This is a genomic window from Serratia sp. BNK-33-b, assembly GCF_048684565.1.
Lineage (GTDB): Bacteria > Pseudomonadota > Gammaproteobacteria > Enterobacterales > Enterobacteriaceae > Serratia > Serratia marcescens.
This window is the reverse complement of record NZ_JBLQTZ010000001.1, coordinates 3,252,652-3,278,709: the sequence shown is the minus strand read 5'-3', so window position 1 is coordinate 3,278,709 and position 26,058 is coordinate 3,252,652. Positions and strand designations below refer to the sequence as shown.

Genomic DNA, 26,058 nt, shown 5'->3' with positions numbered 1-26,058 from the left:
CTGAAAACGGCTGACTGGGGGGATCTAAGGCTTGTATCACTTAGACATTAGTATAAGAATCTTAGTCATATAACGGCAGTAACTAACATTGTTTGGTTATAAAGGCACCGGTTTTTTTATTTTTTTGTGAACAGCATGACAGTTCAAACGAAGAATGAGTGCCGCTTTGCATAAAAATTGCCTGGCTCATGCAATGACGTGGGGGGATGCGTCATTAACAGTACTTTGGTAGCTGCAAGCCAAGGGCGGTAGCGTGCCCGATTGGATCCCCTTGTTCACGCTGCACAGATGAATGCAGCGCTACGATGAATTGGAATGAAAATGCAAACAAGACTTAAGGCAGTGATCCCCGTTGCGGGCTTGGGAACCCGTATGTTGCCGGCGACCAAGGCTATCCCTAAAGAAATGTTGCCCGTGGTCGATAAGCCCTTAATTCAGTACATTGTTGCTGAATGCGTGGCGGCGGGGATTAAAGATATCGTATTGGTCACGCATTCATCGAAAAACGCGATTGAAAACCATTTTGACACTTCGTTTGAGCTGGAGGCCATGCTCGAAGCGCGCGTGAAGCGCCAACTCCTGAGTGAAGTGCAAAGCATTTGTCCCCCGGATGTGACCGTGATGCAGGTGCGTCAAGGACAGGCGAAAGGGTTGGGGCATGCGGTGCTGTGCGCCAAACCAATGGTGGGTGATGCTCCTTTCGTTGTGCTGTTGCCCGATGTTTTATTGGATGATTCTACGGCGGATTTGCGCAAAGAAAATCTGGCTAAAATGATCCAACGTTTTGGTGATACGGGTTACAGCCAAATCATGGTTGAACCTGTGCCGGAACAAGATGTGTCCAAATACGGTGTGGTAGATTGCGCAGGCGCGACGATCGCCGCGGGAGAAAGCGCACCGATGACGGCGGTGGTTGAGAAGCCGGCCCGCGAGGATGCCCCTTCCAATCTGGCCGTCGTCGGCCGGTATGTGCTTGCCGCCGATATTTGGCCGCTACTTGAGAAAACCCCTCCCGGCGCGGGTGATGAGATTCAACTGACCGATGCGATTGCGATGCTGATGGATGAACAAACGGTTGAAGCATTCCATATGAGCGGTAAGTCCCATGATTGTGGCGACAAGTTTGGCTATATGAAGGCGTTTGTGCAGTACGGTCTGCGTCACGGTTCGGAAGGTGAAAATTTCAGCCGCTGGTTGAAGCAGACGTTGGGAAAGTAACAGGCTGTCGCCACTGCGGCTGAAAGCGATCACGAGATTGAATGAGGTCTACCATGACGAAGTTGAAAGCGGTTATTCCCGTTGCCGGATTGGGCATGCGTATGCTGCCGGCGACCAAAGCGATTCCGAAAGAGATGTTGCCAATCGTTGATAAACCGTTGATTCAATACATTGTCAACGAATGCGTCGCGGCGGGGATTAAAGAGATCATCCTGGTGACGCATTCTTCCAAGAACGCCATTGAAAACCATTTCGATACCTCATTCGAGCTGGAGGCGATGCTGGAGGCACGCGTGAAACGGCAACTGCTGGATGAGGTGCAGTCGATAACGCCAAAAGGCGTGACGCTGATGCACATTCGCCAGGGGCAGCCAAAAGGACTGGGACATGCCGTTCTCTGCGCTAAACCGTTGGTCGGTGATTCTCCATTTGTCGTTCTGTTGCCGGACATCTTGCTGGATGACGCAAAAGCCGATTTGAAGAAAGACAACCTGTCACACATGATTGCGCGCTTTGAGCAGAGCGGCCTGAGCCAGGTTTTGGTGCAAAAGGCAGACGAACACGTACTGCATGATTATTCCGTGGTTGAGTGTGAGGCCAGCAACCTGAAACCGGGTGAAAGTGCTCGTATCACATCGATTATTGAAAAACCGGCGCCGGAAACCAAGTTGGAATCCAACTACTCTGCGGTAGGGCGCTATGTCTTGTCCGCCGATATTTGGCCGCTGCTGGAGACCACGGAACCGGGAGCCTGGGGGCGTATTCAACTGACCGATGCGATTGCAGAATTGTTGAAACACAAACCGGTAGAGGCGACGGAGCTGGTGGGGGAATCGTTCAACTGCGGTGAAAAACTGGGTTACCTTCGCGCTTTTGTCACTTATGGGTTGCGTCACCCAACCCAAGGCAAAGCTTTCCGTGAATGGGCTGAACAGCTGTCGCTTTGAGTAAAACTTCTCGCTTCTCTCGATGAGGGCCGTTGCCATCATGGCGGGAGAAGCTAGAATAGTTGTTGAATTTTGGGGAATTTCACTGTCCCATTTTTTATATTAGTATACATTTTACTGCGATTATCCGAGTTGCTATGGCGAGAGAGTTTTATGCGGTATGGCCATGTGCTTATGACAAGTCGCTGTTATTAATAAAAAATTAAAGTTTAAACTCGCCTCCGCACTGATTTTTACCGGTGCTGGGCATCACAGTTTATTTATCCTGCTCATAATAGCTTTGCTCTTATCAACGGCAGATAAACGTTCTCGATAATTGCAAACAGAGCCCATGTTTTGAGACGGCGCAGCAAGCGACAGACAGTTTGATAAGGTTACAGAGACGCTGCCACGGTTGGCGCGCATAGTAGCTTTGCAGATACATTTACTTGAAAGTGATGATAATTTGATGGCAAAACGACAATTGAAAGCGATATCACTATTGATATCGATTAGCGTAATCAGTGGATGCACTGTTTTTCCTGGAACCCATTTATCGACCAGCGGAAAAGACGTCGTAAAACAAGAAGATGCTGACTTCGATATCGATAAACTGGTCAACATTTACCCTATGACACCGAAGCTGTTGGACTCAATGCGTCCGACACAGGTGGTTGCTCAGTCGAATGCGCAGCTGGATGCATCGTTGCGTACGTATGAGTACCGGATCGGGATCGGCGACGTCCTTAACGTTACCGTCTGGGATCACCCTGAGCTGACCACGCCTGCGGGGCAATACCGCAGCGCCAGCGACACAGGCAACTGGGTACACTCCGACGGCACGATCTTCTATCCTTATATCGGTAAGGTAAACGTGGTGGGTAAAACCGTTACCCAAATCCGCGATCAAATCGCCTCCCGTTTGGCTCAGTACATCGAAAGCCCGCAGGTTGACGTCAATATTGCCGCTTTCCGCTCGCAAAAAGCTTACGTGACGGGCGAAGTTACCAAATCCGGACAGCAGCCGATCACCAACGTACCTCTAACTGTGATGGATGCGATTAACGCTGCAGGCGGTCTGACTGAAAATGCCGACTGGCGCAACATCGTTCTCACGCACAATGGAAAAGAGCAGAGTCTGTCGCTGCAAAAGCTGATGCAGAATGGCGATCTGACCCAAAACCGCCTGCTTTATCCTGGGGATATTCTGTATATTCCGCGCAACGACGATCTTAAAGTGTTTGTTATGGGTGAAGTTAAGACCCCTGCGACGCTTAAAATGGATCGCAGCGGCATGACGTTGACGGAAGCGTTGGGGAATTCTCAAGGGATAAGCCAAGCTGCGGCCGATGCGACCGGCGTGTTCGTTATCCGGCCATTGCACGGAACGCAGGGCGACAAGCTGGCTAATATTTATCAGCTCAATATGTCCGATGCGACAGCATTGGTGATGGGGGCTGAATTCCATCTGCAACCGTATGACATTGTTTACGTGACGGCAGCGCCAATCGCGCGTTGGAACCGTCTGATCGTTCAGTTGGCACCAACCATCGATAGCTTCAACAATCTCACGGAAGGCTCACTGCGTATCCGCAACTGGCCGTAGTAGGGGGGTTAGCCATGTTTGATTCTATCTTGGTTGTCTGTGTAGGTAATATTTGCCGCTCCCCCACGGGGGAGCGTCTCTTGAAGCGGCATCTGCCGGAAAAAGAGATCGCTTCCGCAGGCATCGGCGCCTTGGTTGGCAAAACTGCGGACAAGAGCGCTATTTCCATTGCGGAAAAACATCAGCTGTCGTTAGAGGGCCATGAAGCCAGACAGTTGACGAAAGAAATGTGCCGGGAATATTCATTGATTCTGGTTATGGAGAAAGGGCATATCGATGCCGTTTGCCGTTTGGCTCCGGAGGTCAGAGGCAAAACCATGCTTTTCGCCCATTGGTTGGGACAGAAAGAAATTCCCGATCCCTACAGAAAGAGCGCTGAAGCGTTTGAGTTTGTTTACCGCCTTCTTGATGATGCAGCCCAAAAATGGGCCCAGGCATTAAATCGTTAACCAGAGATTACAATGACTGATAATACGAAACCAGGCTTATCAACAGCCAATAATCATGATGAGATTGATCTAAGTCGCTTGTTGGGAACTTTAATTGATCACCGCTGGCTCATCATCGGGATTACTGCGTTATTCTCTGTTGCCGGGATCATTTATTCACTGTTCGCGACTCCGATATATCAAGCTGACGCGATGGTTCAGGTTGAACAAAACGTCGGTAACTCGTTGGTCAACGACCTATCCCAAATGCTGCCGAACAGTCAACCGGGCTCTTCCACGGAGATCGAGCTGATAAAGTCACGCATGGTGACGGGCAAGACTGTCGATGATCTGAACCTTGAAACGGTGGTGCAGCAAAAATACTTCCCGGTATTTGGTCGCGGCTGGGCCCGCTTGACGGGAACCGAACCTGCCAAAATTGCGTTGTCCCGCCTCAATGTGCCAGCCAACTCAGACGATCTTGAGCTGGAATTGACGGTGATCGATGCAAAGAACTATGTGTTGAGCAATAACGGCACCGAGATTATCAAAGGGAAAGTCGGTGCGCTGGAAAGCGGCCATGGGGTTTCCTTGCTGGTAAGCGATATTTCAGCGGAGCCTGGCACCGTATTTGAAGTCGCCAAGTTGGCGCGACTGGTTGCGACCAATAATCTGTTGGATGCATTGACCGTTGAAGACAAAGGCAAAGATACCGGCGTTTTGGCGTTGAGCTTGACCGGTGACGATCCGATATTAGTGCGAAACATTCTTGACAGCATCAGCAAAAATTATCTGTTGCAGAACGTCGAGCGTAAATCGGAAGAGGCCGCTAAAAGCCTGGATTTCTTGAAAGAACAACTGCCGGAAGTTCGCAGCTCGCTGGATAGCGCCGAAGATAAGCTCAACCGTTTCCGTCAGGCGAATGATTCTGTCGATCTGTCACTTGAAGCGAAGTCTGTTCTTGATACGATCGTGGGGGTTGAGGCTCAACTGAATGAGCTAACGTTTAAAGAAGCGGAAATCTCCAAACTTTATACCAAAGAACACCCCGCTTATCGTGCACTGATGGAAAAACGCGCTACGCTGCAGCAAGAAAAAGACAAGCTGAACAAGCGTGTCAGCGTCATGCCGAAAACCCAGCAGGAAATTTTGCGCTTGACCCGTGATGTGCAGGCCGGGCAAGAGATTTACATGCAGTTGCTGAATAAACAGCAAGAGCTGGGGATTACTAAAGCGAGCACGGTTGGTAACGTGCGAATCGTGGATCCTGCCGTTACGCAGCCTCGTCCGGTTAAACCGCAAAAAACCATTATCGTACTGATAGTCACGTTGCTTGGTGGCTTGTTCTCGACGGGTTTTGTATTGCTTAAAACCATGCTGCATCGCGGCATCGAAAGCCCGGAACAGCTGGAACAGCAAGGGATCAACGTTTACGCCAGTATTCCGCTGTCTGAATGGCAGCAAAAAAGCGACCGCGAAACCATGCTGTCCGGCAAGCGCAATAGCAACAGGAGTTACACCCTGCTTGCCGTGGGCAATCCGGCCGATCTGGCGATCGAAGCCGTTAGAAGCCTGCGTACCAGCCTGCATTTTGCCTCCTTGGAGGCCAAAAATAACGTTCTAATGATTTCGGGCGCCAGCCCAAGCATCGGTAAAACGTTTGTCAGTATCAACTTGGCAGCCGTTATCGCTCAGGCGGGGCAACGTATTCTGGTCGTGGACGCCGATATGCGTAAAGGCTACGCCCACTCACTGTTAAACTGTGAATTGGGCGTAGGGCTGTCTGATGTATTGTCAGGACAAGCGACAGCGCAGCAAGCGGTCAAAAAGACCTCGATTGAGAATCTTAGCTTTATCTCGCGTGGCAAGATCCCACCGAACCCGTCAGAGCTGTTGATGCACAACCGCCTGACGGAATTCCTGGAATGGGCGGGCAAAGAGTATGACATCGTTCTGGTCGATACCCCGCCGATCCTGGCGGTGACGGATGCCGCGATTGTCGCACGCAATGTAGGCACTACCTTGTTGGTCGCGCGTTATGGCGTGAACTCGCTGAAAGAGATCGAAGTGAGTATTCGTCGCTTCGAGCAAAACGGCATGGAAATTAAAGGTATTATCCTTAACGCCGTAGAAAATAAATCGGGTAGCGCCTACGGCTACTACGCTTACGAGTATAAATAAATCCCCTTCTAAGAAAAAGCTCCTCGTAATGAGGAGCTTTCTGATTCATTCAAAGTAATTAGTAAAATCCAATTTCGGAGAGAATAAATGAGTAATCTTGCAATTATTCCGGCAAGGGGTGGGTCTAAGGGTATTCCCAAGAAAAATATTAAAGAAATTGCAGGTAAACCATTAATTGCCTGGAGCATAGAGCAGGCACTAAATTCTTCGAGTATTGAGCGCGTTATTGTTTCAACAGATTGTGAGGATATTGCTGCTGTAGCCAGGGAATATGGCGCAGAAGTGCCGTTCATGCGCCCAGCTCATCTCGCGAACGATACCGCCGCGACGGAACCTGCACTTTTGCATACCCTGGAATGGTTGGCTGAACATGAGAATTACCATCCAGACTATACCGTCTTGCTGCAGGCAACCTCTCCTGTACGTAAAGATGATGCGATTGATTCTGCAATCAAAAAGATTATCGAAAAAAAAGCCGATTCGTTACTGAGTGTATGTGAGTTTTGGCATTTCCTGTGGGAAAACGAAGACAATCCGAAAGCTTATTACGATTATTTAAACCGTCCGCGTCGGCAAGATATTAAGCCTGAAAATATCAAACTCAAAGAAAACGGTTCTATTTACGTTACGAGAAGTGACATTCTCCTCAGCACCGGTAATCGTCTTGGCGGTAAAGTCATTGCGCATAAGATGTCTGAAGAGGAAAGCTTTGAAATTGACACCCTGCTGGATTGGGCGGTTGTTGAAGTAATTTTGAAAAATTGGAGTGGGAGATAATTCATGTTAATCCAGAAAAAGATATCTGATTTTTTAGTGTTTGAAACAGAATCAATCATTAAAGCATTAGAAAAAATCAACTCGAACAAAAAGCGAATCATTTTTGTTGTCACTGAAGACGGCAAGCTGTGCGGCTCTTTTTCTGACGGTGATTTCCGCCGCTGGATCACTAATGGTGATTTCGATCTGAGTCGCGAAATGTCAGAAGTGATGAACCAGAACGTTCGCTATAAAAAAGTGGACGCGCCACGTAACGAGATTGACTCACTGTTTACGAACGGCGTTGACGTATTGCCGCTGGTTGATGACTATCGGCGTCTGGTCGCTGTGGCGCTGCAAAGCGAAAAAGGCCTGACGATCGGCAAGCACACCATCACTGAAACTTCGCCGACTTACATTATTGCTGAAATTGGCAACAACCATAATGGCGACATCAAGTTGGCTAAGCATCTGGTTGACCTGGCGGTTGACGCGGGGGCCGATTGCGTTAAATTCCAAATGCGTGACCTGAGCTCGCTATATAAGGGCGGCAACGATAAAGACAAATCAGCCGATCTTGGCGCGCAGTACACGCTGGATTTGCTAAGAAAATTCCAGTTGAGCAATGAAGAACTGATCGAAGTGTTCGATTACTGCAAGGAGAAGGGGTTGACCCCGCTCTGTACCCCTTGGGATCTGAAGAGCCTTGAAATACTGGAAAACTACGGTATGGAAGGTTATAAGGTCGCTTCCGCCGACTTCACCAACCACGAAATGTTGGCCGCGCTGGCTGCTACAGGCAAACCGCTGATTTGTTCTACCGGCATGTGCAGCGAAGCGGAAATCAAAAGCTCGGTTGATTTTTTGAAATCCAAAGGCGCCGAGTTTGTGATTCTGCATTGCAACTCAACGTATCCGACGCCGTTTAAAGACGTCAACCTGGCCTATATCAAGCGTCTGCAGCAGGTAACGGGTTGCCTGGTGGGCTATTCCGGCCATGAGCGCGGTATTTCCGTGCCGATCGCCGTTACTGCCTTGGGCGCACGCGTGATCGAGAAACACTTCACCATCGACAAATCTATGGAAGGCAATGACCATAAAGTGTCTCTTTTACCACCTGAGTTCAAAGAGATGGTTGTGCGCATCCGCGAAGTTGAAGAGTCCATGGGCAATGCCGGCGAGCGTACTATCACCCAAGGGGAAATGATCAATCGCGAAACTCTGGCGAAGAGTTTGATTATCAATCGCGATCTGAAAAAAGGCGAAATCATTACCCGCGAGATGGTAGAGGTGAAGAGCCCGGGCCAGGGTCTACAGCCTCTGTATCTGGAGCAATTGGTCGGCAAGAAAGCCAATCGTGACCACGAAAAAGGCGGTTACTTCTACGAGTCAGATCTGAATGATGTAGCGATAGAGGCTAAGGACTATGACTTCAATCGTCCGTTCGGCATTCCTGTGCGCTATCACGATTACGGCAAGCTGAAGAATAAATCCAACCTGGATTTCGTCGAATTCCACCTGAGCTATCAGGACATGGAGCTGGATTTGACCGAATTCTTCTCCGGCGCTGAAGATATCGGTTTTGCGGTACATAGCCCAGAGTTGTTCGCCAACGATCATATTTTGGACTTGGCAACGGATGATCCTGCTTATCTTGCCCATTCGATCAAACAGTTGCAGCGTGTCTGTGATGTGACTCGCGCATTAAAGCAGTATTTCCCGAAAACTGAGCGTCCGGTCATCGTGGTGAATGCGGGTGGTTTCAATACCACCGGTTTCTTGCCGAAAGAGTCGCGTCAGGCGATGTACGAACGTATTGGTGCCGCTTTGGGGGAGATCAATCAAGAAGGCGTTGAAATTATCATCCAAACGATGCCTCCATTCCCATGGCACTTTGGTGGCCAGAGCTACCACAACCTCTTTGTCGATCCGGACGAGATTAAAGCGTTCTGTGAAAAATACGGCTATCGTATTTGCTATGATACGTCGCACTCCATGATGGCTTGCAATTATTACCAATGGGATCTTCATGACTTCACCCAGAAAGTCGGCCCTTATACCGCGCACATGCATATTGTTGATGCACTGGGTGTGGATGGTGAAGGGGTTCAGATCGGTAAAGGTGATGTGAACTTTGACGAGCTGGCGGATGATCTGCGCCGCTATGCGCCGGGCGCGCAATTTATTCCGGAAGTGTGGCAGGGGCACAAAAACCAAGGGGAAGGGTTCTGGCATGCGCTTAACTTCCTGGAAAAGTATCTGTAAATGAGTAAAGCCATTATGGGGGCTGCGGCTTTGTCGATAGGGGATATTCTCGGCAAAGTCATCGGCTTCATCATATTGCCTTATTTGACAGCACACCTTGGCGCGTCGGGGTACGGCGCGCTGACTCTGTATTTGTCCGTTATTCAGATCTTGATCATTTTCATTTCGTTCAGTGGTCAAGGTCTGTTGCCGGTCAAATATATGCAGGAGGGGGAAGGGAGCTCCCTGGTGTTCCGCAGAGATAACATCACCTTGGCTGTCGCGTCGAGCGTGCTATTGGTGGCTATATTCTACATAGTCACACTGGTCACCAAGATCTCAGTTTCTTTTAGTGATGGTTTTCTGGTTGTTTTAGCGTCTCTGGCACAAGCGCTGAACTTTATCAATTTATCGCATTTGCGCATTAGTCAGACCTATAAAGTTGCGGCTATCGGTCAATTTTTGCTTTCCGCATTCAATGTTTTGTTCACGATCGCCCTTTTTGAAATGATAGCGGCGACGCCAGGACAACGTTTGATAGCGATCGCGGCATCATTTTTCAGCATTCAGTTAGCCTATGAGTTCTTTGTCTACCGGAAGAGAGCGGTTAAACGCAGCGAGCTCGAGCCGTCGCGTAAACGTTATAAGGAAATCATTAGCTATGGAGTATCCTTATTACCGCATCACGGTAGTTATTGGATTAAGTCATCGGTAGATCGGTTCTTTATCGCTCATTACATGAGCACTGCTGTTGTGGGGGTTTATGGCTTGGCATTCCAGCTAACCTCCATCGTTATGCTTTTTTTTGGTGTAATCAATCAGGCGTTCCAGCCATTTATTTACCGCAAACTTAAAGCGAACGATTTTCGAGGCGTGGAGCTTATTCAATATGGATACACGGCTCTGGTTATTGTCTCATGTGTTATTTATTTCTTCATTCTGCCGTTTGCTTTTCCATATTTATTTAATGCTGAATTCAATAGCGCAATTTATTACTTCAACATACTTTTGCCTGGAACTGCATTTTTATCGATTTATTATATTTTTACGCACTCACTGTTTTACTATCGTAAAAATAAATTAATATCGATTATTACTATGGGCTCGATGATTACGCATTTGATTGGTATCTTTGTCATCACCATGACGGAAATAAAAGTTGAGTATTTCTGCCTGGTTTATGCAATTTCCAGTTTTTATGCATGTGCAGTGACTTTTTATTGTGGCAAGCGACAGATCGGCATTGAGAGGAAAAGATGCTAGCAAGTCTTAAACGATGGTTGCGAAACTTACGTAAGCAGCGTTATCGCTCAAAAGTTATCAGAGTGGCTGAAAGCTGCGGCCGCGATCCGAAAGTCAATTTTTTAACTGTGGTTAATAACAAAACCCGGCTTGGCAACAACTTCAACTCTAATGGCTTGACGGTGGTCGGCAAGGGCAGGGTTGTTATTGGTGATAATTTCCATTGTGGTTTTGGCTGCGTGCTAATTACAGAAAATCATAATCATCATGGAAACGCTATTCCCTACGATAATACTTATGTGCTGAAGGACACGCACATAGGAGATAATGTGTGGTTAGGAATCAATGTCATTGTTCTTCCTGGCGTCAGCATTGGTGAGGGGGCGATTATCCAAGCCGGCAGCGTGGTGGTTAAAAATATAGAGCCTTACGCTATAGCCGGTGGCCATCCTGCCAAACCCTTTTCGCAACGTGATGTTGCTCATTATCTGCAGCTTAAAGCTGAAGGCAAATTCCATTGAACGGCAACTAAACATTCATGCCCGTAGCTTAATCGGATATTAGAAATATGAGTAAGTACATTGCGTATATCGAGTCACCGCTTCAGGCTTTTAATCTCATTGAATATCTTGATGCGAATGACATCATGCTCGATCTGCTGATTGTCAATAAGCGCTCGGCCAATTCCGCGTTGAATCATGGGCAGATCGTGTATCTGCTGAAGATGATTAAGCATCGCTCCTTGAAAACCATTGATGCTGAGGGGAATTTGGGCAATGCTTTTGACATTAAGCGGCAATTGAAGAGCGCGACTTCAGTAGTGAGTGCGAAGGAAACTGTCACTTTGATCGCCGGTGAGTACCGCGCCAGAGTTTTTTGGATTTTGGCGCATAAGTACCCAAAAAGGGATGTAGTTCTACTGGATGACGGTACGGCAACGCTCAGAATTAAACGTTACAATAATGTCACTACTCGGAGCATCGTAAAGTCGGTTTTCCTTAAGTCACTTGGCATGACCAATAATGAGCGCGAAAAAATAACCTTTTTCTCTGTGTATGACATTGAAGGCAATGTTTCAAAACGCGATGTGGTCATTAAACACAGTTACCAAAACTTTAAGGCTAAACTGGCCAGCCTTCCTGATGGCAAGAACAGAGTCTTCATTATAGGCACGCCGCTTTTTGAGGCGGGGGTAACGTCTGTTGATGATATTGATTTGACGCTTAAAATGATAAGCGATTTAAAGTCAAACCAGACTGATGCCGAACTGGTTTATATTCCTCATCGCCGCGAACGTGAAGAGAAAATAGAGGAAATCAGAAAGCATGTAGAGGTTCGTCGCTTGGACTTTCCCTTTGAGGTTTATCCGATTGTGGCTGGGGAGAACGTCAGGTCTATAGCCGGTTTTTATTCATCATTGTATGATAATCTTGTAAAGATATACGATGAAAAAATAAAAATAACCGCTTATGTTCTCGATGAGAAAGTTTTGTCGCCAGAGTGGGTCGGATTCGTCGGCGCAATTTATAAAAACTATGAGAGTTATGAAAACGCGGACATTACGCTGATTAAAAACAAACTTTAATCTTATAAATTATATTTTGGTGATGGGAATGAAGATTGCTTTAATTAACACGCTTTATGCTCCTTATAAAATAGGTGGTGCTGAGGTATCAGTCCAACTATTGGCTGAAAGTTTGCAACGGGCCGGGCATGAGGTTGGTGTATTTTGTCTTCATGAACTTGATGAGGTAAAGTATGACACTCTTAATGGCGTGCATATTGCCTATTTACCTCTCAAGAATGTGTACTGGCCGTTCAAGGCATCAGCTGCAAGCAAATTAAAAAAAGCGGTGTGGCACCTACTCGATTCTTATAATCCATTTATGGCTCGAGCCATGCGCAACGAGCTACGCAAGTTTTCTCCGGATGTGGTGCATACCAACAACCTCAGCGGGTTTTCCGTTGCTGCGTGGCGAGTGGCCAAGAAGTTGGGGGCGCGCGTGGTGCATACGACTCGCGATTATTATCTATTCCACCCCAATGGCACGTTGTTTAAACATGGCCAAAATATGGATGTACAGTCGCCTGCAGTGCGCATCACCTCTTATCTAAAGAAAAAAGCCAGTCAGCGCGTGGATGCTTTTGTTGGTATAAGTAAATATATTTCCGCCTTGCATCAGGGAAATGGATTTGCTCGCAACGCGGTGCATACGCATATCTACAATCCTGTCGCGGCGATAGACTACGTACCGACCGTCAGCGAAAAGGTCAGGATCGGTTTTGTCGGTCGTCTCACCGAAGACAAAGGGTTTGATGAGTTTTGTGCTCTGGCAAAACAGGCCAGCGGCGATCCCCAGGTTGCATTCTACGCCGCCGGCAGATTCAACGGTGACGCTTCTGGCGAGAAGTTGAAGGGGTTGGCGTTGGAAGCAGGCATTCATTTGCTTGGCTTTATCAAGATTGAAGAGTTTATGGCGCAGATTGACGCCGTTGTTCTACCGACGCGGTGGAATGAACCCTTTGGGCGGACAGTTGCGGAATCAGCCATCTCTGGTAAGGTTGTGTATACGTCTTTCAATGGTGGAGTGGCTGAAATCGCCGCTTTTTACGACAACATTTTCGAGCTAAAAGATTTTTCTGTCGCTAGTGTGGTAAGCGTCGTTAGAGAAAATAACAATAAATCGCGTCGTTCGTTTTTTGAACTGGAAAAAATAACCGATGCCTATGAGAGTGTGTATAGAGGGTCATAATGAGAGTATCGACAAAGTCGCTGGTTGTTTTTCTTTTGCTGACGTACATGGCATTGCTCTCATTGAACGGCGTCGTGACCGTCGCTGCGTATATGTCGACCAGGGCACTTTTGTTATATAAAGACTTTTTTGCCATGGCAGTTCCAGTTTTCGTACTAATACTACTTTTTGCGCGTAATCCTACCGTGTCAAAACAGTGTAGAAGCGTATTGGTCTTTTTCTTGTCAATGGTAGTCTTCTCGTTAGTTTATATTCTTTTTAGTATGATTGCCGGAAGATTTGATTTCTTCCGTTCTATAGTTCAGTTTCGCTTAGAGTTGCTTACATTCGGTTCTTTTTTCTTCGCGGCCGTTTTACTTCTTTTCGAATATAATGAACGTGTCGAAATTGTTAATAAAATCATCAAGTACTATATTTTCTTTGCCGTATTGAATGCGCTTTTTGCAGTCGCCGAATCCAGCTTGGCAGGCCTGCTTTATGCGCTAATCGGTTTTGACCCAGGCCCGCAGTTGACACAGTTTGGTAAAGAATATGGTCTTCTGCTGCGCACTATCCAAGGTCAATTACGTGCTTTTGGTTTGCTCACCGGGCCATTCAGCCTCAGTGAATATCTGTTCTTTGCACTGGTGTTATCGCCTTATGTAAGCGTAAAACATCGCAAAAAGTATATTCTTCTCACTATGGTAGGGATCGCATTTTCAACATCGAAAACGGCGATCATTATGGCGCTGCTTTATATCATGTTCCTGATGTTGAGACGCTTTTTCTCTCAACGTTTTAGCCTGAACTCAGTTACCATGGTAACGATGGTCTTGTCACTGTTCTTTTATATTACGACAACCAATTACAGTATTTATGAGATGATATTTCCGAAGGAGAATGCTTACGCGGAGAACAGCATTTTACTTCGTACAGTCAATATAGAGGCCGTGCGAGCTGACAGTGAATATTCGCCATTTATCGGTGCTGGGTATGCTGTGAATGGCAACGCAGTGATTGGTGATGACAATACGAACTCAATCCCGCTTGACAGTATGTATATCTACATGTTGTCGAATTACGGGAATGTCGGCATCATTATTCTTGTTATCGTTGCGTCGGTTATTCTTGGCATTCTTTATCAACGTACTCGTCTTGGCCTTAACCCCAGTATTTACCTATACTGGATGATCTCGCTATCGATGAACTTTGTTTATAATAACCCGTTGACAAACTATCCAGGCTACATATTCCCAATTATTATCTCAATCTTGTTATTGTCGATTAGAACGCCCGAGACGGGGGCCGTGAGTCGGTCAAAGAAGAATGTAGGCTATATTCAATCGCTACATTGACGCGATATTATTTAAAGTTACGAGGTAATTAATGATCTATGTCAATGCGCGATTTTTAACGCAGGATTTGACAGGTGTTCAGCGGTTTGCTCAAGAAATATGTCTTGCGCTGAGTAAAATTAGGCATGATGTCATTTTTGTATCGCCACCTAATATTATTCATCACGATATCGCGTCGCAATTGAATGTTCAGGTAGTGGGTAAGAAAAGTGGCCACTTTTGGGAGCAGTTGGAGCTTCCTGCTTTTTTAAGGAAAAATAAAAGTCCGCTTCTCATTAACCTTTGTAATACGGCACCGATCTTTTATCGTAATAAAATTGTTACTCATCACGACATTATATATAAACGCTATCCGCAAAGTTACTCTGCAAAATTTCGTTTTGTTTATAATAATCTAGTCCCTCTGATGCTACGTCACAGTAAGGCGTTGATCACGGTTAGTGAGTTTTCTAAAAAAGAAATTAGCCAGGCGTTTGACTACCCATTAAACAATATTTACGTAATCTATAATGCGGTCTCTGAGCAGTTTAAACCTGCTGCGCCAGTATCCGATACAGAGCGCCCCTATTTATTGGCTGTTTCGTCTCCAAATTATCACAAAAACTTTCATGGTCTGATTGCCGCTTTCTCTAAAATGGCAAACAGCCAGGATGTAACACTGAAAATCATTGGAGCCGCCAATAAGAACTTCGCGGATGTGGGGTTTTCGACAAAAGAAGCTGCGGCGAGCGATAACATACAGTTTTTGGGGCGGGTGAGCGATCAACAGCTTGTCGAACTCTATTCTCATGCTCGTGCCTTTGTGTTTCCTTCTTTATATGAAGGGTTTGGCATTCCTCCGTTAGAAGCACAGGCCTGTGGCTGCGCGGTAGTATCGTCCAATCGCGCTTCTTTGCCCGAGGTGTTGTTGCAGAGTGCATTGTACTTTGAGCCAGAGAATATCCCGGAAATGCAACAGGCACTGGAGCGGATTATACAGGATGAAGCGTTGCGCCAAACTTTAATCGCTGAGGGTTTTGAGAATGTCAAACGTTTCGATTGGATGCGTTCGGCTGCAGCGTTGAGCGAGATAATGACGAGAGCTATGTAATGAAAAAAAAAGTGCTGCATGTTGCCGAAACAGTGAAAGGTGGCGTCGCTACGGTAATTAGACAACTTGTACAGCAAAATGATGAATTTGATTTTTACTGTGTGTTGCCCGATAGCCAATACCGCGAGATCGGGGCTTTCCCTGATGAAAAAATGAAGGTATTTTCGCGCACCGGGAGAAATATCCCTTCATTTATCTCTTTGGCTATTAACTATATCCAGTTAGTGCGTAAAGAAAAACCGGATGTCATTCACGTCCACAGTACTTTTGCAGGGGTTGTTTGCCGGTTGTTAACACCATTGGTAAGAATGACGTGCAAACCCAAAATTATTTATTGCCCACATGCTTTTTCTTTCCTGATGGACACATCAGAAAAGAAAAAAAAGGTCTATGCCAAGATAGAGAAAGTACTGCAAAAGAATACCGATGTGATCATCTGTACCAGCGAATATGAGAAAAGAACGGCACTGATGGCCGGAATGGATCCGGGCAATTTGACCGTGGTTTATAACGGCGTAGAGCCTCCTGTCGCGTTGTCCGATGAGACTAACCCTTATCATCAAGATAAAATCAATATATTGTTTGTTGGCCGCTTTGATTACCAAAAAGGATTTGATTTGGTTCAGCAGATTGCCGATAAACTGGATGACAGATTTTTAATCACGATCGTCGGCGGTAATGTGCATGCGAAAGAACAACCCGCGCCTCATGTCCGAATGGACTTTAAAGGCTGGTTGACGCCTTCAGCGATGGCTCCTTATTTCACTTATGCGGATGTGTTGTTGATGCCAAGCCGCTGGGAATCGTTCGGCCTTGTCGCCGTTGAGGCAGAGAGCTATGGGTTGCCTGTGGTCGCCAGCCGCTGCAGTTCATTGCCGGAGGTGGTGAATGAAGGTGTTACGGGCTATCTGTTTACGACCAATGCAGCTGATGAGGCCGCTGAAATACTGAGTACTCGCGACAAGCGCGATTGGGGTGCAATGAAAGCAGACTGTGTCGATTTCTACAATGCTAATTTCACTTCAGAAAAAATGGTATCCAATACCTACCGTCTTTACAGATAATCGATACATCCACGTTTTTTGGAATGAAAATAAATTTTTTTCCTATTATATTTAATCGGTGAGAGTAAAAATGAGTAACCTTTATCCTGTTATTATGGCTGGGGGAACAGGAAGTCGCCTGTGGCCGCTTTCTCGTGAATTATTTCCCAAACAGTTTTTAGCACTGTGCAACGAGTTTTCCATGTTGCAAACAACGGTCATGCGGCTTAAAGGGTTAGACATTATTGATCCTCTTGTTATATGTAACGAAGAGCATCGTTTTATCGTGGCTGAACAGCTACGACAAATAACGCGTTTGTCACATAATATTATTCTGGAGCCGGTAGGGCGTAATACCGCGCCGGCGATTGCGCTCGCCGCTTTGCAGGCCGTTTCCAGCGGTGACGATCCGCTGATGTTGGTATTGGCCGCGGATCACGTCATTCAGGACGAAGAGATTTTCCGCGACGCGGTGAATCAGGCTATTCCTTATGCTGAAGCGGGTAAACTGGCTACTTTCGGCATAGTACCGACGGGCCCGGAAACGGGCTATGGGTATATTCAAAAAGGTACCAGCATCGACGGTTCCAGTATTTGCGGCGTTTCGCGGTTCGTTGAAAAACCTGATCTTGATACTGCGCAGCAGTATCTGACCAGCGGTGAATATCTCTGGAATAGCGGTATGTTCTTGTTCAAAGCCAGCCGTTACCTGGAAGAATTGGGGCGCTTCCGCCCAGATATTTTGGACGCGTGTAAGCTGTCGCTCGCGCATCTGACCCCTGATATGGACTTTATCCGCGTTGATCGAAACGCTTTCATCGCCTGCCCGGATGAGTCTGTCGATTATGCCGTGATGGAACAGACTGCAGATGCTGTCGTCGTGCCTCTGGACGCGGGGTGGAATGACGTCGGATCATGGTCTGCGTTGTGGGAAATCAGCGAAAAAGACACAAAAGGGAACTCTACTTTCGGTGATGTTCTTGAGCATAACTGTTCAAATAACTACATTCGCGCGGAGCATAAATTGGTGGCCGCTGTTGGGGTGAACAATCTGGTTGTGGTTGAAACCAAAGACGCCGTGTTGATTGCCGATAAAGATAAAGTGCAAGACGTGAAGGAAATCGTCAATCAGCTGAAACGGCAAAAGCGCTCCGAAAGCAAACAGCACCGTGAGGTTTATCGTCCATGGGGCAAACATGATGCGATTGCGCAAGGCGATCGCTTCCAGGTTCGCCGTATTACCGTGAAGCCTGGTGAGAAATTGTCCTTGCAGATGCATCATCATCGCTCGGAACACTGGGTAGTGGTGTCAGGCACCGCCAAAGTGCATACCAATGGAAAAATGCAACTCATCAGTGAAAACGAATCCATTTATATCCCTCTTGGGGTTGAACATTCTCTCGAAAACCCGGGAAAAATCCCGTTGGATTTGATTGAGATTCAATCGGGTGCCTATTTGGGCGAGGACGATATCGTGCGAATCGGCGATTCCGCTCAGCATAATTAAGAATTTTGGTGCGGCGGATATTTGAGCCGCATCGCTGTATTTACATTTGGTAAGGATCTCAATATGTCTCAATCATTGACTTGTTTCAAAGCATACGACATTCGCGGGCAACTAGGTGAAGAACTGAACAGCGATATCGCCTATCGTGTCGGCCGTGCCTATGGAGAGTTTTTGCAACCTCAAAGCGTTGTCGTCGGGGGAGACATTCGTTTGACCAGCGAGGAACTAAAACTCGCGTTGGCTGAGGGGCTACGCGATGCTGGGGTTAATGTTCTGGATATTGGCGTCAGTGGGACTGAAGAAATCTATTTTGCCACTTTCCACTTAGGTCTCGATGGTGGCATCGAAGTGACGGCCAGCCATAATCCTATGAATTACAATGGAATGAAGCTGGTGCGCAGCCAAGCCAAGCCGATCAGCGGTGATACCGGTTTGCGCGATATTCAGCGCCTGGCGGAAAATAACAGCTTCGCTGCGGTTGATCCGGCCAAGCGCGGTAGCTACGAAAAAATATCGATTGAAAAAGAGTATGTGGATCATCTGCTGGGCTATGTGAATACGGCTAACTTCAAACCGTTGAAGCTGGTGGTCAACTCCGGTAACGGCGCGGCCGGTCACGTCATCGATGCTATCGAATCGCGTTTCAAGCAGCTTCAGGTGCCGGTTGAGTTTATCAAGGTTCATCACCAGCCTGACGGCAATTTCCCCAACGGGATCCCTAACCCGTTGCTGCCGGAATGTCGGGAAGATACGGCGCAAGCCGTGCGCCAGTATAAGGCGGATATGGGGATCGCGTTTGACGGTGATTTCGATCGCTGCTTCTTGTTCGATGAGAACGGTGGATTCATTGAAGGTTACTATATCGTTGGCCTGCTGGCCGAGGCGTTTCTGGAGAAAGACGGCGGGGCGAAAATCATCCATGACCCACGCTTGAGCTGGAACACCATTGATGTGGTCAAGCAGGCGGGCGGAGTGCCGGTGATGTCGAAAACTGGCCATGCATTCATTAAAGAACGTATGCGCCTGGAAGACGCCGTATACGGCGGCGAGATGAGTGCCCACCATTACTTCCGCGACTTTTCATATTGCGATAGCGGCATGATCCCATGGCTGTTGGTTGCGGAGTTGCTGTGCATTAAAAACAAGACGCTCGGGGAGTTGGTCGGGGATCGTATGATCGCGTATCCAGCATCGGGTGAAATTAATAGCAAACTGCAAAATCCAAAAGCCGCGATCGAAAGAGTATTAAATCGCTATCGGCCTACGGCGCTGGAATTTGACACGACCGATGGCATTAGTCTGGAATTTGCAGATTGGCGATTTAATTTACGCAGCTCGAATACTGAGCCGGTGGTGCGTTTGAACGTCGAGTCGCGAGCCAATCCTGCACTGATGCAGAAGAAAACAGAGGAAATACTGGCCTTGCTTCGAAGCTGATCTCTGGTTTTAAAGCTATATTCTAATGCTGGGCGGGCGGTATACGGCCCAGCATTGCGAAGTGATATAGGTACCAGAGAAAACTAACAAAAGGCATCTATACTATGATAGTTAATAGGCAGTTATCTATGAACGGTTTCCGTCGGGGTGTGTTGCATACTAATGCGTCTCTTACTTCAATGCTTCAGCGCTTCTCTGATATTTTCGTTATCTTTAGCGGATTGTACTTATCCTGCTTAATCTCCGGTGCCGCATTTAGCATGCAGCACTGGATTATGGTATTAATTTCGATCGTCATCTTCCAAATGATTGGTGGTATTACTGATTTTTATCGATCATGGCGTGGTGTGCGTGCGGGTCTGGAAATCCAGCTCATTTTGCAAAACTGGTCGTTGAGCCTGCTGTTGACGTCGGGCACGGTGGCGCTGATAAATGTGTTCAACAACGAATATTCCATTTATATCCAATGGTATCTGTTGGTGTGCTGCGGTTTGATCATTACGCGCAGCGTGATCCGGCTGCTCTTGGGATACATGCGCAATATTGGTTTCAATACCCGTAATGTGGCCATCATGGGGGCGATGCCCGTCGGCATTCGCCTGGCAGAGTCTTTGCGTGATGCTCACTGGATGGGATTTAAAGTGTTGGGCATTTACGACAATGATAATTCTCCATTGAACAGCAAGATTGAGCGCTGTGGCGACTTGTCTCAACTCGTCAGCGATGCAAAATGTGGGCGTATTGATCGGGTATATATCGCAATGTCGATGGAGCAGGAAAAATTGATCAAAGATACGATTGCGGATCTTTCTGATACGACCTGCTCAGTGATGCTGATTCCTGATATCTTTACGTTCAATATATTACAGTCGCGTTCTGAAGAAATTAATGGCGTCCCTGTCGTTTCATTGTTTGATACCCCGATGAGCGGGATTAATCAGGTGATTAAGCGTATTGAAGACATCATTCTGTCAATATTTATTCTGCTGTTCATATCTCCGGTTCTGCTGCTGATCGCCGGTATGGTTAAGTTTACCTCTACCGGTCCGATCATCTTCAAACAAAGGCGTTATGGCATGGATGGTAAGGCTATCGAGGTATGGAAGTTCCGTTCGATGACCGTGATGGAAGATGGCGATAAAGTCGTTCAAGCGAAAAAAGGGGACTCGCGTTTAACACCGGTCGGCGCCTTCTTGCGACGCACCTCGCTGGATGAACTGCCGCAGTTTGTCAATGTATTGAAAGGCGACATGTCGATCGTAGGTCCAAGGCCGCATGCCGTGGCACATAATGAGCAGTATAGAAAGTTGATCAACGGCTATATGCTGCGCCATAAAATGAAGCCAGGCATTACGGGATGGGCCCAAATCAATGGTTGGCGTGGCGAGACGGATACGTTGGAAAAAATGCAAAAGCGCGTTGAGTTCGATTTGGACTATATCCGTAACTGGAGCGTTTGGTTGGACATTAAAATCGTCTTCCTGACCATTTTCAAAGGATTCATTAATAAAGCGGCGTACTGAGGTTTTCTCCGAGCGTCGCGCCCGGGAAATGCGGATTTCCTGATCTCTGGGGTATTGAGACGATTCATTTTTCTTTTAAAACTGGAGGTCGGATGTTGACTAAATCAAGCCGTAAACGGATGCGTCGCCAGGGACCCGCCGCATCGCTGGCTCTCGCATTGCCGCTGATGTTCATCAGTGCGAATGCGTTGGCTTTCGAAGTCGGGGTGCATGCGCATTTTCGCTGGTATCCCAACGATCCGGATAAATATTTGGAGCTGATCAAGCGATACGGTTTCACGTCGTATCGTGCGGATTTTCCCTGGAGCGGGTTGGAACAGCAAAAAGGGCAGTATGTCATAACCGGCAATATGCAAAAGGCTGACCAAGCGTTTAACGATGCTCAGGCGAAATTCGGTCTGAATGGGTTATTAGTATTGGCGTACGGTAACAAGCTTTACGATCCATCGGGTTATCCAACCACCCCTGAGGCCATTCAGGCATTCGCCAATTATGCGTATTGGACAGCGTCTAAATACAAGGGCAAGATCAAGTATTACGAGATCTGGAACGAATGGACGAATGCCACTGCAATTAAGCCAAAGCCGCGGACGCCTCCGCCGCCGGAAGTTTTCGTCGCGCTGGTGAAAGCAACGGCGGCTGCGGTGAGAAAAGCCGATCCCAACGCAATTGTCATTACGGGAACGGCTAACCCAACAGGCACTCGCGATCCTTCCTGGGTTGATAACATCGTTAAACTCGGCGTGTTGAATTACGTTGATGGCTTCTCTATCCACCCTTACTCGTATGGCAACGATAATTACGCTATACGGGCCCCTGAGGGGAACCTCGGCGTCGTGGATAAATTTGAGGCCCGGCTTGCAAAGGCAGCAGGTAAGACGGTGCCGATTTATATCACGGAAATTGGCGTGCCAACCTATGACGGTAAAGGCGGGTTATCAAAAGATGTGGCCGCGCAATATGTGGTGAAATATACCTTCCTGGCCAAATCGCGTCCCTTTATTAAGGGGATATGGTGGTACGATTTGCTCGATGATGGCGACAACCCGAAAATCAACGAACATCGATTTGGGTTGCTGACGCGGAACGGCCAACCGAAGCCGTCGATGCTGGCTTTAAGTCAGGTGGCAGATGTTGCGCGATCCTATTCCGTCGAAAAATATCAAGTGCTGCCGGGCGGGAAAATCTCCATAGCCCTGAAAGGCAATAATCAGCATGCGATGCTTTTCTGGCAGGAAAAACCGGTGAGCCAACCTGCAAGCGGCATTTCTTCAAGCCTGCGCAGTTTTATGTCTGCTGAAGCTCCGCAAAACCAAAGTGCCACACCGCTCAAAGAGGTTCAGGGGAATACGGCCGCACCCGATGGTGATGTACCGGTAATGATGCGCTCCAGTGCCCCTATAGCATCGCCTTGGTAGGCTATCGAGAGCGCCGTACGCGCCGTGAATAAAAAACCGCAAGCTTAATAAGCTTGCGGTTTTTTTTTATCCAGGATTAAGCGACGCGCTTCTTCATCACTCGCCGACATTGACGCCAATAAAAAGCCAGCCGGCATAGCCGGCTGGCATCAGTACACGTATTGCATTTCCCCTCGCGGCGCTGAATAAAAATCAGCTCGCTCGGTGATGGCGCTACGCTTACGCGTAGTGCAGCGTATCCACCAATTGCTGGTGGTTCTGCCCGGTCAGGTATACCACGGTATCGTTGAGATCCAGCGTATGGTTATCGTTGTTGTCGATAATCACATAAGAGCTGGCAGTATTACCGCCACCGCTGAATACTACGGATGCCACACCCACTTTCGACGTCAGCGAGTTGCTGCTGTCCAGACCGAGAATGCCGCCCAGCAGGCCGATAACGCCGTTGGTCAAACCGCCCACCAGAGTCCCCAACAGCGCATCCAGTGTGTCTGCGGAACGGGTGCCGTAGTCCGCGACCGCCGTGCCGGTGGCGTCATTGGAGATAGTCAGGCCGCCATGGTTAACATCGACAATCTTGTCTTTGAGGCTGCTAAAGTCCTTGATGGTCACACCCGCCTGGGTGTTACTCGCCTTGATGTCATAGGTGTTGGCACCTGCGCCACCGGTCAGCGTGGTGTTGCCAATCACGCCCAGGGTATCGGCAGCACTGGAACCTTCTACGGTCATTTGGTAACCGTTCAGGCCCAACGCCGTCAACACCGGCGCCAACAGGTTGGTGGTAATGACGCTCAGCGGCAGAATGTTCAGCAACTGAATGATGATACCGTCACCGGTACCGCCATGGCTGGAGTCGAGATTCAGACCCGCGGTGTTGGTGGACGCATTGATATCACGCACGTTGCTGAAACCGCTGCCCAGCGTCAGATCCAGCGCGTGGTCACCGGTCACGTTGATGGTCTGAACCTGCGCATTGGTGCCGGCCAAGGACAGAATGTTATCGAAGTTGCCGGTACCACCTGAGGCCACGTTCACCGTGCTCAGCGCGGTACCCAACAGGGCGCTGCTGCTGCTGTTGAGGGTGATGGCGCCGGCATTCACGTTGGCAGAGCTCACAGCATCGAAGTTGATGTTGAAGTGATCGGTGGCGTTCTGCACGAAGGTGAAATTCAGCGTACTGGCGGAGGTCGCGTCCCCTTTCACTTCCAGCTGCGCGGCGTTGCCGCCGGCGGCGTTGATGACGTTGACGTTAGCCAGACCGGAGATCACAAATCCTTGCGTGCCCAGATTAGTGGTCGCCGCGTTCTGCGTAATCGTGCCGCCGGTAGTGCCTTCAACCGTAGATGTACCGTTGGTCAGCCCAAAGTCAAAGGTGTTGGTTGGCGTAGTCACGCTGGTGGTGGTCGGTGAACCAATCAGCGGTGTCGTAATCAGCGTACCAACGGACTTGCCGATGTAGCCGGTCAGGTCGATCTTCTCGAAATTCGAGAAGTTATTGGCGTTGCTGGTCACTGTGCTGGTGCGAACGCCCAGGGCGTTCTGGTTGGTCACCACGGTTTTGGTAATGAAGTTGGCGGAGATGGAGTCCGTACCCGCGCCGCCGTCAGCCTTAACCGTGTTGGCCACGCTGTTCGCACCGCCCGAAACCCCGTTCCCAGCCCAGTGCAGGCTGTCGTTGCCGGCGCCAAGGTTAAACTGCGCCGTGCCGGCCGCAATGTTTGCCGCCGATGTGACGACTACGTCATCCGCACCCGAACTGGCATTCAGGATGACGTTGCCGTTATTGACGGTGATATCTACGCCTGGATTAACGCCGTTGTCAGACAGGTTGACCGTTGCTGCGCTGGTGCCGTTAATGGTCAGATTCGCCAGATGGTCGGCGAACTTCAGGTTCACGATGCTGGCGGCATTGGCGTTCAGTTGCACATCCGTCAACACTGCCGTTTCGGCATTGCTAATTTGGTGAGATGCGCCGGTGTTGACGGTGCCCGTCGCGTTGCCGCCGGCGGCCGTTGCCGTCAGAGACGCAGCGGTTTTGTACAGCAGGCTGGTACCGATATCGTATTCGAAGCCATGCTGCTGAGTGACGGTGGCACTGTCAGTGGCGATGGAGTTGCGCAGGTCGTTGATAATGGCCTGCGTGATGGTCGTTTTGCTCCCCAGCGCACCATAGCTGGCTAATTGCGCAGCGGTGGCGGCGGTGCCATGCACCAGGGTAAAGATATGCTGAACAAAATCATCGCCAGTCAATTGAGCGCCTTTCTTTTGCGACTCTGCGGAATTGATCAGGGTAGTGATGACTTGTGCATAAGTCTTACCGGCAAACAGTTCTTTGCTCCAGGTGTCCAGCCCGCTGGCATCGACGCCACGGCCCGGTATTGCCAGGAAGGCGGCTGCGACTTGTTCTTGATAGTTCAGGGCCGGCAGTTCACCCGGTTGCCACACGTGCGTCGCCGCCTGGAAGTGTTGTTGGGCCGTGGTATCGCCGGCGGCAACGGTGCCCTTCAGTGCTGCGATCACTTGAGCGACGACATCGCCGCGAGTCGAACCGCCACTCAGCAAGGCAAGATAGCTGCTGCTTTCGGCCGAGGTCGGTGCGCGTTCATAGCTATTTTGGAAGATGGCATTGATGAAATCGCTATCGCTTAACGTTTTCAGCGGGCTGTTGTTCACAAAGGTTTGTGCGACTGCCGCCAGCGTTTTGCCGCCCTGCGCCAATACGGTTCCCCAGTAGGTAATGCCGTCCTGAGTTTGCGTTAAGCCCACGACATGGAAAACACCCTGGACGTCAGCTGCGCCGGCCGACGATGCGGCGGTTGCGACTGGGAACAGGGTTTTTTCGACTTGGGCTTCGAAATTGCTCTGTGCTGTCAGCAGCGTTGAATCAAAACCGCTGTAGCTGAGTACGTCGTTAATCACCTTGGCGACGACGGATGCCGTGGTGGGGTTGCCCGCTAAAAGATCGGCGAGCACGCTGCTGCTAGGGGCGCTGCCGTTCACTGCGGTGTATATTTTGGTTACGATCTGAGAAGCCGTCAGACCGTTCAGGCTTGCGGTGCCTGCAATGAATTTTTGCGCAACTTGTTCCAGAGAAAGTGCAGAAGTTTCAATTTTCTGCGAGTAGTAATCTAACGCCGCGGTGTCAATATTCTTTCCAGAGATTGCAAGGAAAAAAGCAGCCGCTTTTTGCTGTGCTACTAATGTGGCCATACGTTACCCCTTTGGATGTACCCATTTTCTACGGACATAAGAAAGATGTGACCGGCCCCCCATAGCCGTGCCAGGAAGAGGTTTGGTCAGATTTTTTAGTATTAAATCTTGTAAAAACAACGGCATATAAAAATGACACACT

At 48.5% G+C, this 26,058-nt stretch carries 19 protein-coding genes; 18 read left to right on the top strand and 1 reads right to left on the bottom strand.

Features of this window, described 5'->3' with window-relative positions:
* The first annotated feature begins 321 nt into the window (after positions 1 to 321).
* The 18 genes from galU (ACMGGK_RS15730) to ACMGGK_RS15645 all read left to right on the top strand — a co-directional run bounded on the left by galU (ACMGGK_RS15730) (position 322) and on the right by ACMGGK_RS15645 (position 22,706).
* The gene (gene galU / locus ACMGGK_RS15730) at positions 322 to 1,218 is read left to right on the top strand and encodes a UTP--glucose-1-phosphate uridylyltransferase GalU (RefSeq protein WP_028127951.1); all 897 of its coding nucleotides are present in this window, start codon (positions 322 to 324) and stop codon (positions 1,216 to 1,218) included.
* Between the two features lie 53 nt (positions 1,219 to 1,271).
* A complete protein-coding gene (gene galU / locus ACMGGK_RS15725; protein WP_016928435.1) occupies positions 1,272 to 2,165 on the top strand; it encodes a UTP--glucose-1-phosphate uridylyltransferase GalU in 894 nt (297 codons plus the stop codon).
* 448 nt (positions 2,166 to 2,613) lie between these two features.
* Complete coding sequence (locus tag ACMGGK_RS15720) at positions 2,614 to 3,750, top strand: polysaccharide export protein (protein WP_016928434.1); 1,137 nt, start codon at positions 2,614 to 2,616, stop codon at positions 3,748 to 3,750.
* Between the two features lie 14 nt (positions 3,751 to 3,764).
* On the top strand, positions 3,765 to 4,199 hold the full coding sequence (locus ACMGGK_RS15715) for a protein-tyrosine-phosphatase (protein WP_016928433.1): 435 nt from the start codon (positions 3,765 to 3,767) through the stop codon (positions 4,197 to 4,199).
* Between the two features lie 12 nt (positions 4,200 to 4,211).
* Positions 4,212 to 6,359 carry a tyrosine-protein kinase Wzc gene (gene wzc, locus ACMGGK_RS15710; RefSeq protein ID WP_028127952.1) on the top strand — a complete coding sequence of 716 codons (2,148 nt, stop codon included), beginning with the start codon at positions 4,212 to 4,214 and terminating at the stop codon, positions 6,357 to 6,359.
* Between the two features lie 87 nt (positions 6,360 to 6,446).
* Complete coding sequence (locus ACMGGK_RS15705; RefSeq protein WP_016928431.1) at positions 6,447 to 7,136, top strand: cytidylyltransferase domain-containing protein; 690 nt, start codon at positions 6,447 to 6,449, stop codon at positions 7,134 to 7,136.
* 3 nt (positions 7,137 to 7,139) lie between these two features.
* The gene (locus ACMGGK_RS15700) at positions 7,140 to 9,380 is read left to right on the top strand and encodes an N-acetylneuraminate synthase family protein (RefSeq protein WP_016928430.1); all 2,241 of its coding nucleotides are present in this window, start codon (positions 7,140 to 7,142) and stop codon (positions 9,378 to 9,380) included.
* Positions 9,381 to 10,622 (top strand): oligosaccharide flippase family protein, encoded by a 1,242-nt coding sequence (locus tag ACMGGK_RS15695; protein WP_016928429.1) that lies wholly within the window; start codon positions 9,381 to 9,383, stop codon positions 10,620 to 10,622.
* The gene (locus tag ACMGGK_RS15690; protein ID WP_071525944.1) at positions 10,616 to 11,122 is read left to right on the top strand and encodes an acyltransferase; all 507 of its coding nucleotides are present in this window, start codon (positions 10,616 to 10,618) and stop codon (positions 11,120 to 11,122) included. The genes ACMGGK_RS15695 and ACMGGK_RS15690 overlap by 7 nt, the downstream gene beginning before the upstream one ends.
* A gap of 47 nt (positions 11,123 to 11,169) precedes the next feature.
* On the top strand, positions 11,170 to 12,186 hold the full coding sequence (locus ACMGGK_RS15685; protein WP_016928427.1) for a hypothetical protein: 1,017 nt from the start codon (positions 11,170 to 11,172) through the stop codon (positions 12,184 to 12,186).
* Positions 12,187 to 12,214: 28 nt separating this feature from the next.
* Positions 12,215 to 13,354 (top strand): glycosyltransferase family 4 protein, encoded by a 1,140-nt coding sequence (locus tag ACMGGK_RS15680; RefSeq protein ID WP_049299856.1) that lies wholly within the window; start codon positions 12,215 to 12,217, stop codon positions 13,352 to 13,354.
* Entirely contained in the window at positions 13,354 to 14,688 is a 1,335-nt protein-coding gene (locus tag ACMGGK_RS15675; RefSeq protein ID WP_016928424.1) for an O-antigen ligase family protein, read from the top strand. The genes ACMGGK_RS15680 and ACMGGK_RS15675 overlap by 1 nt, the downstream gene beginning before the upstream one ends.
* Positions 14,689 to 14,719: 31 nt before the next feature.
* Positions 14,720 to 15,778, top strand: coding sequence for a glycosyltransferase family 4 protein (locus ACMGGK_RS15670; protein ID WP_420277015.1), 1,059 nt, complete (start codon positions 14,720 to 14,722; stop codon positions 15,776 to 15,778).
* Complete coding sequence (locus tag ACMGGK_RS15665) at positions 15,778 to 16,842, top strand: glycosyltransferase family 4 protein (RefSeq protein ID WP_049299818.1); 1,065 nt, start codon at positions 15,778 to 15,780, stop codon at positions 16,840 to 16,842. The genes ACMGGK_RS15670 and ACMGGK_RS15665 overlap by 1 nt, the downstream gene beginning before the upstream one ends.
* A gap of 70 nt (positions 16,843 to 16,912) precedes the next feature.
* Positions 16,913 to 18,328 (top strand): mannose-1-phosphate guanylyltransferase/mannose-6-phosphate isomerase, encoded by a 1,416-nt coding sequence (locus ACMGGK_RS15660; protein ID WP_028127955.1) that lies wholly within the window; start codon positions 16,913 to 16,915, stop codon positions 18,326 to 18,328.
* A 63-nt stretch (positions 18,329 to 18,391) separates the two neighbouring features.
* Positions 18,392 to 19,765: a phosphomannomutase CpsG gene (cpsG, locus tag ACMGGK_RS15655; RefSeq protein WP_028127956.1), complete on the top strand. Its 1,374-nt coding sequence runs from the start codon at positions 18,392 to 18,394 to the stop codon at positions 19,763 to 19,765.
* Positions 19,766 to 19,893: 128 nt separating this feature from the next.
* Positions 19,894 to 21,288 (top strand): undecaprenyl-phosphate glucose phosphotransferase, encoded by a 1,395-nt coding sequence (gene wcaJ, locus ACMGGK_RS15650; RefSeq protein WP_049299854.1) that lies wholly within the window; start codon positions 19,894 to 19,896, stop codon positions 21,286 to 21,288.
* A 92-nt stretch (positions 21,289 to 21,380) separates the two neighbouring features.
* Entirely contained in the window at positions 21,381 to 22,706 is a 1,326-nt protein-coding gene (locus tag ACMGGK_RS15645) for a cellulase family glycosylhydrolase (protein WP_049299817.1), read from the top strand.
* Between the two features lie 219 nt (positions 22,707 to 22,925).
* Here the strand turns inward: ACMGGK_RS15645 and ACMGGK_RS15640 are convergent, their stop codons facing one another.
* On the bottom strand, positions 22,926 to 25,916 hold the full coding sequence (locus ACMGGK_RS15640) for a beta strand repeat-containing protein (RefSeq protein ID WP_079450991.1): 2,991 nt from the start codon (positions 25,914 to 25,916) through the stop codon (positions 22,926 to 22,928).
* Positions 25,917 to 26,058: the final 142 nt, after the last annotated feature.

What these genes read in the sequence shown, in the direction of transcription:
- ACMGGK_RS15690 (WP_071525944.1), top strand. Translation starts at nt 10,616, where the DNA reads ATGCTAGCAAGTCTTAAACGATGGTTGCGAAACTTACGTAAGCAGCGT.
- ACMGGK_RS15665 (WP_049299818.1), top strand. Translation starts at nt 15,778, where the DNA reads ATGAAAAAAAAAGTGCTGCATGTTGCCGAAACAGTGAAAGGTGGCGTC.
- cpsG (WP_028127956.1), top strand. Translation starts at nt 18,392, where the DNA reads ATGTCTCAATCATTGACTTGTTTCAAAGCATACGACATTCGCGGGCAA.
- ACMGGK_RS15685 (WP_016928427.1), top strand. Translation starts at nt 11,170, where the DNA reads ATGAGTAAGTACATTGCGTATATCGAGTCACCGCTTCAGGCTTTTAAT.
- ACMGGK_RS15680 (WP_049299856.1), top strand. Translation starts at nt 12,215, where the DNA reads ATGAAGATTGCTTTAATTAACACGCTTTATGCTCCTTATAAAATAGGT.
- ACMGGK_RS15700 (WP_016928430.1), top strand. Translation starts at nt 7,140, where the DNA reads ATGTTAATCCAGAAAAAGATATCTGATTTTTTAGTGTTTGAAACAGAA.
- ACMGGK_RS15705 (WP_016928431.1), top strand. Translation starts at nt 6,447, where the DNA reads ATGAGTAATCTTGCAATTATTCCGGCAAGGGGTGGGTCTAAGGGTATT.
- wcaJ (WP_049299854.1), top strand. Translation starts at nt 19,894, where the DNA reads ATGAACGGTTTCCGTCGGGGTGTGTTGCATACTAATGCGTCTCTTACT.
- ACMGGK_RS15660 (WP_028127955.1), top strand. Translation starts at nt 16,913, where the DNA reads ATGAGTAACCTTTATCCTGTTATTATGGCTGGGGGAACAGGAAGTCGC.
- ACMGGK_RS15640 (WP_079450991.1), bottom strand. Translation starts at nt 25,916, where the DNA reads ATGGCCACATTAGTAGCACAGCAAAAAGCGGCTGCTTTTTTCCTTGCA.
- ACMGGK_RS15695 (WP_016928429.1), top strand. Translation starts at nt 9,381, where the DNA reads ATGAGTAAAGCCATTATGGGGGCTGCGGCTTTGTCGATAGGGGATATT.
- ACMGGK_RS15720 (WP_016928434.1), top strand. Translation starts at nt 2,614, where the DNA reads ATGGCAAAACGACAATTGAAAGCGATATCACTATTGATATCGATTAGC.
- ACMGGK_RS15715 (WP_016928433.1), top strand. Translation starts at nt 3,765, where the DNA reads ATGTTTGATTCTATCTTGGTTGTCTGTGTAGGTAATATTTGCCGCTCC.
- ACMGGK_RS15675 (WP_016928424.1), top strand. Translation starts at nt 13,354, where the DNA reads ATGAGAGTATCGACAAAGTCGCTGGTTGTTTTTCTTTTGCTGACGTAC.
- galU (WP_016928435.1), top strand. Translation starts at nt 1,272, where the DNA reads ATGACGAAGTTGAAAGCGGTTATTCCCGTTGCCGGATTGGGCATGCGT.
- wzc (WP_028127952.1), top strand. Translation starts at nt 4,212, where the DNA reads ATGACTGATAATACGAAACCAGGCTTATCAACAGCCAATAATCATGAT.
- ACMGGK_RS15645 (WP_049299817.1), top strand. Translation starts at nt 21,381, where the DNA reads ATGTTGACTAAATCAAGCCGTAAACGGATGCGTCGCCAGGGACCCGCC.
- ACMGGK_RS15670 (WP_420277015.1), top strand. Translation starts at nt 14,720, where the DNA reads ATGATCTATGTCAATGCGCGATTTTTAACGCAGGATTTGACAGGTGTT.
- galU (WP_028127951.1), top strand. Translation starts at nt 322, where the DNA reads ATGCAAACAAGACTTAAGGCAGTGATCCCCGTTGCGGGCTTGGGAACC.